14 protein-coding genes are annotated in these 12,896 nt (G+C 38.3%); 4 read left to right on the top strand and 10 right to left on the bottom strand.

Annotation, left to right across the window (positions count from 1 at the left end; genetic code table 11):
• Nucleotides 1–66: 66 nt before the first annotated feature.
• The 6 genes from AC0DBE_RS10080 to AC0DBE_RS10055 form a co-directional block, all read right to left on the bottom strand.
• Nucleotides 67–954 (bottom strand): LCP family glycopolymer transferase, encoded by an 888-nt coding sequence (locus tag AC0DBE_RS10080; protein ID WP_472962005.1) that lies wholly within the window; start codon nt 952–954, stop codon nt 67–69.
• Nucleotides 955–1,166: 212 nt separating this feature from the next.
• Nucleotides 1,167–1,997 (bottom strand): polysaccharide deacetylase family protein, encoded by an 831-nt coding sequence (locus AC0DBE_RS10075; protein ID WP_061186274.1) that lies wholly within the window; start codon nt 1,995–1,997, stop codon nt 1,167–1,169.
• A 248-nt stretch (nt 1,998–2,245) separates the two neighbouring features.
• Nucleotides 2,246–3,379, bottom strand: coding sequence for a WD40 repeat domain-containing protein (locus AC0DBE_RS10070; protein WP_472962003.1), 1,134 nt, complete (start codon nt 3,377–3,379; stop codon nt 2,246–2,248).
• Nucleotides 3,376–4,827, bottom strand: coding sequence for a sensor histidine kinase (locus tag AC0DBE_RS10065; RefSeq protein WP_472962001.1), 1,452 nt, complete (start codon nt 4,825–4,827; stop codon nt 3,376–3,378). The genes AC0DBE_RS10070 and AC0DBE_RS10065 overlap by 4 nt, the downstream gene beginning before the upstream one ends.
• Before the next feature lie 3 nt (nt 4,828–4,830).
• Complete coding sequence (locus AC0DBE_RS10060) at nt 4,831–5,532, bottom strand: response regulator transcription factor (protein WP_472962228.1); 702 nt, start codon at nt 5,530–5,532, stop codon at nt 4,831–4,833.
• A 233-nt stretch (nt 5,533–5,765) separates the two neighbouring features.
• Nucleotides 5,766–6,668, bottom strand: a complete 903-nt coding sequence (locus tag AC0DBE_RS10055; protein ID WP_061186276.1) for a DMT family transporter — start codon at nt 6,666–6,668, stop codon at nt 5,766–5,768.
• Nucleotides 6,669–6,802: 134 nt separating this feature from the next.
• Between AC0DBE_RS10055 and AC0DBE_RS10050 the strand changes: the two genes are divergently transcribed.
• A complete protein-coding gene (locus AC0DBE_RS10050; RefSeq protein WP_072183091.1) occupies nt 6,803–8,251 on the top strand; it encodes an aminotransferase-like domain-containing protein in 1,449 nt (482 codons plus the stop codon).
• A gap of 118 nt (nt 8,252–8,369) precedes the next feature.
• Here the strand turns inward: AC0DBE_RS10050 and AC0DBE_RS10045 are convergent, their stop codons facing one another.
• The gene (locus AC0DBE_RS10045) at nt 8,370–8,993 is read right to left on the bottom strand and encodes a flavin reductase family protein (RefSeq protein WP_072183090.1); all 624 of its coding nucleotides are present in this window, start codon (nt 8,991–8,993) and stop codon (nt 8,370–8,372) included.
• 89 nt (nt 8,994–9,082) lie between these two features.
• Here AC0DBE_RS10045 and AC0DBE_RS10040 point away from each other — a divergent pair, with 89 nt between their 5' ends.
• The gene (locus tag AC0DBE_RS10040) at nt 9,083–9,763 is read left to right on the top strand and encodes an ArsR/SmtB family transcription factor (RefSeq protein WP_072183089.1); all 681 of its coding nucleotides are present in this window, start codon (nt 9,083–9,085) and stop codon (nt 9,761–9,763) included.
• 64 nt (nt 9,764–9,827) lie between these two features.
• Here the strand turns inward: AC0DBE_RS10040 and AC0DBE_RS10035 are convergent, their stop codons facing one another.
• The 3 genes from AC0DBE_RS10035 to AC0DBE_RS10025 all read right to left on the bottom strand — a co-directional run bounded on the left by AC0DBE_RS10035 (nt 9,828) and on the right by AC0DBE_RS10025 (nt 10,703).
• Nucleotides 9,828–10,271, bottom strand: a complete 444-nt coding sequence (locus AC0DBE_RS10035) for a carboxymuconolactone decarboxylase family protein (RefSeq protein ID WP_014112803.1) — start codon at nt 10,269–10,271, stop codon at nt 9,828–9,830.
• 88 nt (nt 10,272–10,359) lie between these two features.
• A complete protein-coding gene (locus AC0DBE_RS10030; RefSeq protein WP_072183088.1) occupies nt 10,360–10,536 on the bottom strand; it encodes a hypothetical protein in 177 nt (58 codons plus the stop codon).
• Nucleotides 10,533–10,703: a hypothetical protein gene (locus tag AC0DBE_RS10025; protein ID WP_014112805.1), complete on the bottom strand. Its 171-nt coding sequence runs from the start codon at nt 10,701–10,703 to the stop codon at nt 10,533–10,535. Before AC0DBE_RS10025 ends, AC0DBE_RS10030 begins: the two co-directional genes overlap by 4 nt.
• Before the next feature lie 271 nt (nt 10,704–10,974).
• On the opposite strand from AC0DBE_RS10025, the gene AC0DBE_RS10020 reads away from it, so the two are divergent.
• Nucleotides 10,975–12,198 (top strand): sensor histidine kinase, encoded by a 1,224-nt coding sequence (locus AC0DBE_RS10020; RefSeq protein ID WP_087941762.1) that lies wholly within the window; start codon nt 10,975–10,977, stop codon nt 12,196–12,198.
• Nucleotides 12,191–12,832: a two-component system response regulator YdfI gene (gene ydfI, locus AC0DBE_RS10015; RefSeq protein ID WP_014112807.1), complete on the top strand. Its 642-nt coding sequence runs from the start codon at nt 12,191–12,193 to the stop codon at nt 12,830–12,832. The genes AC0DBE_RS10020 and ydfI overlap by 8 nt, the downstream gene beginning before the upstream one ends.
• Nucleotides 12,833–12,896: the final 64 nt, after the last annotated feature.

Below are 12,896 nucleotides of genomic sequence, written 5' to 3'. Positions count from 1 at the left end.
AAAAAGAGAGAAGAGATAAGAACTCTTCTCAATATCTGAATAAGCGGTTTTATGAATACATTTATTTTAAGATTCTAGATTTAATTGCTGGCGAAGTTTTTTCGATAAGTCCTTTCTCGTTTCATCAGTTACAACATGATACCATAAGTGATCTATTTTTTTATCCTCACCTTTTATTTCGATCTGTTTCACATGTTGAACGGCTTCTTTATAAGAACGTTGAATATCGATCATTTTATCAAGTGTTAAGTTTGTTTGAATATTTTTTTCTAAGGCAGTTAGAATTCCTTGATAGTTTTTTAGTGATTTTAATTGTGCGCCTTCGTGAATAATTTCATTAATAATTTCACGCTGCCGCTGCTGGCGCCCAAAATCACCGCGGGGATCTTCTTTTCTCATCCGTGCATATGTAAGAGCAACCTTTCCATCAAGGTGCTGTTCCCCTTTTGGTATATGCACTCCTTCAAGGGTGAAAGGGAAATCATTATGCACTGTTATTCCGCCAATGGCATCTACAATATCTTTAAAACCTTCCATATTTACTTTGATATAGTAATTGATTGGAATGTTTAAAAATTGTTCGACGGTTTGAACGGTACCTTCAATTCCCTCATAAGTATATGCTGAGTTCATTTTAATATTGGTATTCTTTGATCGCATAAATACCCTGGTATCACGCGGTATACTTACCATTGTCGATGTTTTCGTCTCTGGATTTACCGTCAGTACGATCATCGAATCAGGGCGTCCCTTATCACCGGGACGCTCATCTATTCCCAGCAAAAGAATGGATATAGGGTCATGCCCGATATCAGCATCTTGTTGCTTGGAATCTTTATCTAGAGGCTCATACATATGATTGACTGATTTTGCTACGTTGCGGTAAATACTGTAGCAAGTCAGGCCTCCAATGGTTAACAAGAGGGCTAGAATAAACAATATAATACTATGCATTTTCAGTTTCCTTCTCCCGATTTTCACTATCATAATCCTTTCTAAACAATTGGTAGATTCTAATACAAATTGTTATGCACTGTATCTTATGCTTCGTATCTCAGATATTTTTGGAATGAAATTGTGGTATACAGGTTAACGGTTCTCTTATAAATAATTCCTTTATCTCCGTGATATTTTTTAGTTCATATAAGATACTTTAGACTTTTACTTCAATTGAATCTGAATTGTACCGGCTTTATTGAATCATGGATTGCTTTCATGTCGTAGCCGCTTTCGCGGAAATATTTTAATAATTCTTCTAGATATGCCGCAGTAGTCGGTTTTTCATGCATTAATACAACAAGCGGCTCTTTCCCTACAAGATTGTTTACTTGTTGAATTGTATTTTTTACAAATTCGCCGTGAGTGTATTTCCAGTCTTCTGAATCAACTGTCCAATCCCATAGATTAAAATGATCACGCTTAACAACTTCTCTAAATGGGCCTGTAATGTAAGGCTTTGACCCGTAAGGTGCTCGTATCAAATGTGTGTTGACTTTGGTTGTATCTTTGATATAGTCCAGCGTATCGTTCATTTCTGTCGCAAAGCTTTCAGGGGATTTATAGATTTCGGAAACCTGATGCGTCACGCCGTGAGACCCCACAGAGTGACCGCTTTCTACCATTTTTCTCACAAGAGCAGGATTTCGCTCGATATTAGGTTTTAACATGAAAAACGTTCCTTTAGCATTGTATTTATGGAGCAAATCCATAATTTTCTCTGATGCAGCAGGGTTTGGTCCGTCATCAAATGTTAAATAGACCACCTTTCCGATTTCAGGTGATGTTTTTTGTTCCTCCTTTTTCTGTGCTGTATTTTTGTTCTTATCTTTGTGCATTTGCTCAGAAGTAGCGGCACTTTCTTTTATTGGTTCCTGCTTTGGACCAGCAAGTGCTTTCCAAGAAATGCATAATAAAGTGACACCCAGAATAATCAATATCCCAAAACCTATTTTGCCTATTTGATTTAATTTACGGTCCCTTCTTGGTGAATTTGACACTTTTTCCAACTCCTCAATTGTAAATATCAAAACTAGTCACATAGATAAGAATGAAACTTTGGAAACAAAGTTTGATAGTAATGATGCTCTTTTACTATAAATAGAAGATATCGCAGAAGTTTGATCAACTTGTAAACAAAATGTCAAAAAAAGCAGGAATACTGCAGCGGGACTTTTTCATTCTCTTGCTGACACAATAAAAAAACCTTATTTCCGTATTCAACAGAAATAAGGTTTTAAATCATAGATTATTTAAATGTAATGATATAAGAGTGAGCGTCAAAAAATCGCACTGATGAATTTTCTATTGAGGCATACTGATTCTGGTTATAAACGAGCAGGTTGCTGCCATCAGGACTCCAATATATTTCTGATGGATTGGGGCCATGGTATATTGGTTCTGCGTACAGGATATTTTTCCCTTGCAGTTTTCCTGCATACGTATTGTCCTTATTAGATAAAGAGTAAGCGATTTTCTTTCGGTCGTTTGAGATCTTGAAAACAGCTACATTTTCGAGCAGGACAGAAAGCTCATTGTTTCTGAGATCGTATTCGTATAAGGTTTCTCCGGTACCTAAAAATACAAATTTGTCATTGTTTAACCAAACAGGCCCGTCATAGCTATTCTGCCGCTTGTTCTGAATGGTGATGCCATCACCGCTAATGGTCCCCGTCATAATGCGATATTGTTGCCCGTGTAACATCGTAAACAGCAAACTGCGTCCATTATCAGAAATTGCCGCTGCTGTAGGCGACTCTTTGTCATCAAGATTCTTCAATGGATACGTTTTGAGAGTTCCAGAATCTATATGAAATACATTGACCGCAGTCTGGCCATTTTTCGCAGGATCAATGACAAGATAACAAATGTATTTGCTATTATTTGACCATGAAACATCTTGTACATAGGCATCCTTGCTAGGAAAGCTTGCTATTTCCTTTTTGTTTCTGTTCGTCAATGACATCAGATTTAATGTTGTCTTATCCGATGACATCGTTAATCCGACGATACTTTTCCCGTCGGGAGACATCTTTAGGTTAGCAGTATTGCTTTCGATGCTCTTCAGGGTTTCAGGTTTTTCAAAGGGAAAGGGAAGACGCTGAAGATGATGCGCTGCACGTTCAGTTGAGTCATTTCCTTTGAAAAAACCAACTATAGCGTTCGATGAAGACCATCCAAGCAACTGGTCAGCTTTGGGGAGGCGATATATCTTCTTCACTTGAAAGGAGCCGGACTTCTGATCATCCTCACTCTGATTTTCTTCCTTGTTTGGAATGATAATGGTTTCCGATCTTTTTCCCATATTATAACTGGATACAAAAATCACGAAAATCAGTAGAATTCCTAATAAAATAATAAACTGTTTGTTCTTCATGATCATTTCTCAACCTTCATGTAAGCTAGTTCAATCGTGATTATTGTATGGTTTTCTTTGTAGAACATCTTGATTGTTCCCCGATGTTCCTCAACAATTGTTTTCACTATGCTTAAACCCAAGCCTAAACTTCCTTCTTCCGTGACCTTTTGGTTAATCGAATAAAAAGGCTGAAACACTTTAGTGTATTGGGTGTCATCATATGGATCACTTGGATTCTTGAATATAAAAAGAACCTGATCTCCAACAGCTTTAGCCTTAATCATGATTTTTGAATTCGATAAACTGTATTTGATTGCATTGTCCAGAAGATTAATAAAAAGTTGGCGCAGTCTATTCGTTTGGCCATACACATAGAGGCCTTCGTCCATTTCACAGATGATCCTTTTGTTATATCGTTCTGCACGAAATTTCATAGATTCGCATACATCTTTCAAAATTGTTCCTGCATCGATCCTATCGAAATGACGATCTTTAGATGTTTCTCGAGATACCTCAAGAAGTTTTATGACCAAATTGTGCAGACGCCGGCTTTCTTCAACAATATGATTCATTCCTTTATTAAAAAACTTCGGATCTGATTCCCCTTTTTCTTTTATGATTTCCGCATAGCCTTGAATAGAAGTCAAAGGTGTTTTCAGCTCATGGGTCATATTGTCAAAAAAACGTTTTTCCTGCTCGTTAAGTTCCTTCAACCGATCCCGATCTTTTTCGATGGTTGAAATTTGATCTCGAATTCTGGTAATCATATCATTGAAATTAATAGTAAGCTGGCCAATTTCATCTTTTCTAGGAAAGTGGATATCCACATCCAGCTTTCCTTTTTTGACTTCTGAGGTAGCCTCTGTCAGCTTGACGATTGGTATCGTGATATGTCTGGAAAGTATATAAGAGAAAAGGAACGCCGCCACAAATATCGCAAGGGCGATATAAAAAATAATATTTAAAATCTCTCCACTTTGTTTGTAAAGCAGATTAAAATCTTTAGAAAAGCGTAATATGCCAACTTTTGCACCATCAATGACAACTGGATAAGAGAAAAATACCTGTGCTTTATTTCGATCATAGGTGATGTGATAAGCATTTTTTCCGTTAATCGCTTTTTCTAGGTCCTCATCAATACCTTGCGAAAACACCGTTTTATTAGAAGAAGACAACAAATTGCCATCCACGCTATAAACACCTACATTGCTTCCGGTTGAATGAGTTAAACTTTCCACTATTTCATCAGCCATATCGCCGAAGTATAGTTCATTGTTTTTATAATGATTGATTAAAAACGCTTGGTTGATATACACGATACTGTTTTTTTTCAACTCTATTAAATCTGAGGTCACAATTTTTTCATTACTTGACCTAATGACGCTCTTGACCGTTTGATTGAGCACAAGGAAAGAGAGAGAGAAAATCAGAAAAAAACCAATAATGAATTTACCCTTGATGGTCCGTAACACTCTCTACTGCTCCTGCTTCTCACATTTATATCCGATGCCAAATACTGTTTTAATCAAGTCACTTGCATTCAGTTTTTTACGGAGTCTTTGAATATGAGTATCTACCGTACGTGTATCCCCGGCAAAATCATATCCCCAGATAAATTCCAACAGCTCTGAACGTGTAAAGATTTTCCCCCGATGGTCAATCAACGTCTTAAACAGATCGAATTCTTTAGGAGTCAAATCAACAATGATCCCGTCTTTTTTTACTATTCTTTCGTCTGGGATGATCACAATATTTTTAAACTGAATAGGTTCCTCATTAGACGTTCCTCGATCATGAACGTGGTTAGCTTGTTCAAGACGCCTAAGTATCGTACGAATTCTAGCAATAACCTCGCGTAAGTCAAATGGCTTTGTAATATAATCATCGGCCCCAAATTCCAACCCAAGTACTTTATCGGTGATGTCTGACTTTGCGGTGATCATAAGGATAGGGATATTATAGCGATGGGTCACTATTTTACAGATATCCAATCCGCTGCAATCTGGCAGCATCCAATCGAGCAGCAGAAGATCGGGTTTGAATTGATCTAGCTGTTTCAACCCTAAAGCGCCGTTAGCCTCAGTACACGTTTGAAAACCTTCCTGCGCAAGCCCGTATGAAAGTAGATCAGCTATTGCTTCGTCATCTTCAATAATAAGTATTTTAGTTTTATCCATCATTTCATTCATTCCCTATTTCATGATTATATTGAATATATCTATCCTGGAGTGTATATTATCAATTCATTATAGCATCCTTTAATATAGATTATTAATAACTTCAGATCATACTATAATTGGATATTTTCACCATATTCACATAATGGGGGGAGTTGGATTAGAGCATTAGGGAGATACAATTCTATTTGATACTTAAGAAGAAGATACCAAACCATATTGGTATTTTCTCTTTATTTGTGTCTAAGAGCGTTTCCATACCAATTCATTTTGTTTTGCCTTAAATAGGTGAAACACACCCCGCCGACTGTCACCACTCCGCCTAGCAGAGAAATGAATGCGGGTATTTCACCTATCCACAACCAAGAAATAAGCAAGGCTAAAGCCGGTGTTGCATAAAGCGAAAGGGTTGCTTCTGATGAGCCGACGAGTGAAGTGACATATGCAAGGGCAAAGTAAGGCACGATTGTTGGCAGCAAACCTAAATAAACAATAGACAGTGTTGAGTTCATGGAAGCGTTTATCATCTCTCCGCCTAAGCCTGGCAGAAATATAAGCATAGGTATTGTTCCGCCCCAAATTGAAAATGTAACGAATCGGATAAAGCCATATTTTTTTATATAGCGGGGTTGAAAAACGAAATAAATACTCTCCGAAAAAGCGGCCAGCAGGATGAACAAAATACCTTTCATTGAATAGGTATAGTCTCCAGACCCAAATGCAATCAATGACACACCCAATAAACTGATCATAGAGCCAATCCATTTCGTAAATCCAAAATGCTCTCTAAAAAACAGGCGGGATAACATGGCAGAAAAGATCGGTGCTGTGGTGACGAGTAAGCTTGCAACTCCAGCACTAACTGTTTTTTCACCGATATTCAGCAAAATGTGATAGAGTGCAAAACCTAAAAACCCTAACAGAAAAATGGCAGGAATGTCTTTCATGTCAGGCAAGCGCATCTGAGTCAAAACAGCAAAAAGCAATAATGCCATAGAGCCGATTAACAAACGAAATAAAGCAAGATGTTCTGGTGTGTACCCTTCCAGACCTGCGCGAATTCCCGGAAAAGCTGATGCCCACAAACCGATCATCAGACTGTTAGATATGATCATTTGAACTGTTTTCTTTCGCATATTTCTCACTCCTCTTTACAAAAACCAACCAGTTATTTAATGTGTTTCTATACTAATAAAGATTTGGTGATATGACTTCAACCAGTTAAACGAATTTTGACCCAACCAATTTAAGTTGTGAGGAGACTGCTTTCATGAGCTTTCCAGAAGAAAAAAAGACGAAAAAACTTCCTAAGTACAGACAAATCGTTCATTTTATTAAGGAGAAAATAGGAAATGGAGAGTGGCCGATTGGAAGCCAGATTCCAAGCCAGCGCACGCTTGCAAAAGACTTTCAGGTAAATCGAAGCACAGTGATTACGGCCTTAGAGGAATTAATGGCAGATGGGTTAATAGAAGGCAGAATGGGGAAAGGCACAGTTGTTATCAACAATACATGGACACTATTAGCTAAGAATTCTGCTCCTAATTGGGATCAATATGTAACCTCTGGAATTCAGCAGCCTAGCCAAAAAATCGTACAGGAGATAAACCAATCAGAATCAAATATGGATCTTATACAGCTCAGTAAAGGCGAACTTTCAACTGAGATTTTTCCTTTAACTGCTATGAAAGAGATGATGGGCAAGGTATCTCAAAACATGGAAGCATTCGGATATGAGGAACCAAAAGGATATTTTCCGTTGAGAGAGGCATTAAGCAACTATTTAAGAACCTTTGGCATCAATGCCTCATCTTCTTCCATTCTAATTGTTTCGGGAGCATTGCAAGCCCTGCAGCTGATATCGATGGGGCTTTTGCAAAGAGGATCAACCGTTTATCTTGATCAGCCATCTTACCTTTATTCATTACACGTATTTCAATCAGCTGGCATGAAACTGACTGGGCTTCCTATGGATAATGAGGGACTTTTGCCGGGAAATCTTCATATCACAAGAGGGGAACGGGGAAGGGCTATATTATATACAAATCCTTGTTTTCATAATCCGACCGGTATTTTAATGTCGCAAAAGCGGCGGGAAGAAATCATTGCAGCTAGTGAGAATACACAGCTTCCCATTATTGAAGATGACATTTATCGCGAGTTATGGATAGATGAAATTCCGCCCTATCCTATTAAAACAATAGATAAAAATGGGCATGTGCTATACATAGGCAGTTTATCGAAAACATTAAGTCCGGGCTTGAGGATTGGGTGGATAGTCGGACCAGAACCGGTGATTGAACGTTTATCTGACATTAAAATGCAAACAGATTACGGATCCAGTTCATTATCCCAGAGAGTAGCGGCGGAGTGGTTTACATCCGGCCAATACCAGCAGCATTTAGAAAAGGTTAGACAGCAATTAAAGGTGAGAAGAGAATTGGCCTTGAGTGCATTAGAAACCCATTTGAAGGATGTTGCGACATGGAACATGCCAAAGGGAGGGTTCTTTGTCTGGATAAAAATATTGCCTTTAATATCAATGAAATTACTTTATACTAAAGCTTTATCAAAAGGGATTCTTCTCAATCTCGGCAGTATCTATGCTCAGGAAAAAGGGAATTATGTTCGCTTATCATATGCTTATGCATCCCTTGAAGATCTTCAAAAGGGGATTTATGAGTTGGGTTTAATGATAAAAGAATTGGCAAGTAAGTAACTTTTATATCCTTAAATGGATGTTTCACTAAAAAAGAGACCAAGCCTAATGATCGCTTGATCTGATAATAACAAGGGTTACTAGAATAGATCAAATCATGGCTCGGTCTTAAAAAGGGTCATGTTGCTGAACGAAAGGTCTTTCCTATTTCTCTTCCTAAACCAAAATAATGTCTAAAGTTATAGATCAGCGGACTCCATTTTGAAGGATTGATATGGTTTTCGTTCAATATGATACTCTCCTCGGCGTGAAAATGTAGTGCCTGTGTCTCTACAATCGCAAATGATGGCTCATATTCTGGGAACCGAATATGTTTGACTTCGGCTTCAATGTGAATAGGGCATTCTTTAATGCGTGTTGGTGAAACTGTTTTTGATTGTAAAGGTGTTAAGCCTGCTGACTCGTATTTTTCTTTTTTATATGTAAACCCGAGCTCTTTCTTCAAAGGCGGTATATTCTTTTTTCCGCTATAAGACGAAATTCTTTCAACGTTTTCCCATAATTCCGGGCCAGGCAAGTTTATGACGCATTCTTTGTGTCTTTCCAAATTTTCAATGGCTTTTCCTCCTAGCCCAACTCCAAGGACAATATAATTTCCAAGAGCCCAAGAAGAAGACATAGGACTGATATTAGTGGTTCCATCTTCATTCAATGTGGTAAGAAGAAATGTAGAGGTACCATAATACATGATGTTTGGTTTGATTTCTTTAAAATGAAGAGTATCTTGTTTTTCAATGTCCAACGTTTATTCCTCCTTGTCATCCTTATATTCATATTGTAAAGGTTTAACATTTCAACTATCATCGAAATATGAATGTAAGGAGGAAAATCATGAATCCTAATATCGCAAAAATCTCATCGTTGCTATCTGATCCCTCCCGTTCTTCCATTCTTCTCACCCTAATGGATGGAAGGATACATCCTGCGGGAGAGCTTGCATATCTCGCGAACATTAAACCTCAAACCGCAAGTTTTCACCTGAAAAAATTGCTTGAAGAAAAGCTGATCAGTGTAGAGAAGCATGGAAGACATCGGTATTACAGATTGTCTAACTCTGATACTGCAAACATGATTGAGCAATTGCTTCGTATTGCGCCTAAAGCCAAAGTCACATCTTTAAAAGATTCAAAAGAGAAAAGTGACTTGCATTTCGCCCGCACCTGTTATGATCATCTGGCAGGTTATGTGGGTGTGCAAATGACACATTCACTAGTTGAGCAGGGAATATTAAAAAAAGTCGATTTAAACTTTGAGGTGACTTCAGAGGGTTCTTTGTTCTTTTCGAAGTTAGGCATCAATGAAGAGCACCAACGACATAAGAGGAGAGCATTTGCCCGCTGCTGTTTGGATTGGAGTGAGCGGCAGCATCATATTGCAGGGGCGTTAGGAAACGCCTTATTGGTGCGCATGTTAGAAGAAGAATGGATCGTTCGTATGCCGAAAACGAGAGCGGTTAGGATGACACAAAGCGGGAAAACCGCATTTGAGAAATACTTCAAAGTGAATATTTAGGGAACTTTTTAATAAGAGAATGAGAAAGAAGGAGTAAGATTCGTTAAAATCTTACTCCTTCTCATTATCTCGAAGTTGCTTGATTACCCATTGCAATAGAGATGCGATTCCAACTGTTTATTTGATTGATGATGAGAACAAGGTCAACATATTGTTTTTCATCGTAATGTTCTCGCACTCGATGATACAGCTCATCAGGAACCCTTTTAGAGGGAATGAGCGTGATGTGTTCAGATAGTTCGAGCGCTGCTTTCTCTTCAGGTGAATAAAAATCACATTCATTCCAAGCATGTAAACAGTAAATTCGCTGTTCAGTTTCGCCCATTTTGCGGGCATCAGAAGTATGCATATCTAAGCAGAAAGCACAGCCGTTTATTTGAGAAACTCTGATTTTAATTAGCTCTCTCGTCGTTCGGTTAATTGAAGATTGTTTCGTGTATTTCTCCATATCCATCATCATCTTCATACCTTCAGGTGCAACATCATAGTAGGACACTCTTTGACTCATAAGGCAAGACTCCTTTCCTTAAGATACATAAATTGTATCCCGACATTGACCATTTTACCAATGTGCAGTTTGTATGGCGTCTATTTCATTATCTTTTGGCAAGAAGCTGCTTTGAATAAAAGTAAGGATAGCCAACAATGATGAGTGGAGCTGCTAATGCAAGGAGTATCCATGAGCCTGAGTGACTGTCTCTAATGACTCCAATGAATATACAAGTACCGATGAGAAAATATAATAAAGCGCCTAAAAACCAATACATATTCATTCCTCTTTTTCTTTACACGTGTTCTTTGATTGAGCATTTTTGTTTCTATGCTTGTCTGTTTTTTGGTTCACATTGCTTAATCGATCAGGGCACTGATTTTTTAACACTTTCTCAGTTCGGATTCCTTTTCTTTTTAATGATAAAATTGTGAGATCAATCGATTTCAATGATGATCATTCCTTCAATGAATAGTGAGTTCCTCATTATTTTAACTGTAAATTTGGAAAGATAAAACGTACATAAAGGCAGAACGCTTATGTACTTTTGGGCAATGGTCACATGTCAGGAACTCTAGTTATTCACTGTATCTTGGTATTGTTGTGTTCCTGCTCTTCCTATAAAATGAGTGGATAAAAGTATGGGTTGCACGTTCAAATAAATGGTGTGCCGCTGTCATTAGGATCGGTTCGGTAAACAGTTAAAGGAAGTGGATGAGGTTTGTTTAGAAGGAATCCTTTCAAAGAAAAATACCACTCACATGATAGGCGGGCATTAAATATGCTTGCACTCAGAGTTCCAGGACTGGCTTTTATTCTCATGATCTATATAGCCTCTATCGTGCTGCAATTTATTATTGGGAGCTGGTCCATTTTATTGCTTCATGTGTTTACAGTATTGACCGCCATTTTTGCTTTGCTGCATTGGCATTCATATCGCTGGGTTAAAAAAAGGGTCATTCTATATTTTGTGCTGCAAGGTTTGATCACTTTTACACTGGCTAATGTCATGACTGGCTTCTTAGTGCTGATCATCATTGGCCTTTATGCATTTTTGATTGGACAGATTGCAGGAATGGCAGACAGAAGAAAGACGTTCCTCATCCTTTATTTATTGCTTCTGCTGTCAATCAATGTACCACATCAGATTCACAAAGGTGAATATTTGCATTTTCTTGTCATTGCCGTACCTATTATGAGCGTGATTATTACTTATGCCGCTACATTATTTGCCCAAGTCGATGAAAAGATAAAAGCGCAGCTGACTCTTGAAAGGCTGGAGCTTGCCCATCAGCAGGTAGAACAGCTGACACTGCAAAACGAGAGACAGCGTATGGCCCGGGACTTACATGATACGCTTGCTCAAGGGCTGGTTAGTTTAAACATGCAGCTGGATGCGATTCATGTTCATCTCGCCAAAGACAACACAGAGAGAGCAAAAGAAATCGTTCAACAATCTATGAATAGAGTGAAAAGCACATTAGCTGATGCACGTTCAGCGATTGACGATCTGCGCAGCAAATCAGAAGAAATCGGTTTTTTAAAAGAAAGAATTACCTCTTTAATGGATCATTTTCAGGAGTCAACAGGCACGGCTTGTTTTGTAGACTACAGGTTACATCAGGTGTTAGACGTTCGTACAGCTGAAAACTGCTATTACATCATTGGAGAATGCATAACGAATGCAGCAAAGCATGCCGAAGCAGAAACGATCTGGGTATCCATTTGGGATGATGAAAAAGGGAGACTGCATCTAACTGTCAAGGACAATGGCAAAGGATTTAATGTTGAGAAGGGAAAGAAAAAGAGAGGACATTATGGGCTTCTTGGTATACAAGAACGCGTCAGAGCAATGAATGGCCAATTCAATATAAAGAGTACAAAATCTATAGGAACACACATCGAGATTAACGTACCAATTCAGGGAGAGATGCAGGATGAATAAGGTTTTAGTCGTTGATGACCATCTTGTCGTGAGGGAAGGTCTGAAGCTTTTAATTGAAACGAATGATCACTACACCATCATAGGAGAGGCGGAAAATGGCAAAGCAGCAGTCCGCCTTGCAGATGAATTAAAACCGGATATCATTCTCATGGATTTGTATATGCCTGAGATGAGCGGGTTAGAAGCCATTAAACAAATAAAAGAAAAACACGACATCCCCATCATTATTTTGACTACGTATAATGAAGATCACTTAATGATCGAAGGAATTGAATTAGGGGCGAAAGGATATCTATTGAAGGATACGAGTTCAGAAACCCTCTTTCATACAATGGATGCAGCAATAAGAGGAAACGTGCTATTGCAGCCTGATATCTTAAAACGTCTGCAAGAAGTCCAATTGGAGCGGATGAAGAAGCAGAGCAGTGATACGCAGCTGACAGAAAAGGAAGTCATTGTTCTAAAAGCCATTGCTAAAGGTCTTAAAAGTAAAGCGATTGCCTTTGATTTGGGTGTCTCTGAGAGAACTGTAAAGTCTAGATTAACGTCCATTTACAATAAATTAGGCGCAAATTCAAGAACTGAGGCAGTGACGATTGCCATGCAAAGAGGCATTCTGACATTAGACGAATAACATCATATATTTGAAATTTGCCCAAACGTACATGCCCGAATGTACGTTTTTTTTATTTCAATGT

The organism is Bacillus sp. VA15 (genome assembly GCF_055721145.1).
Note: the sequence above shows the minus strand (reverse complement) of the source record. Positions and strands in the feature narration are given on the sequence as shown.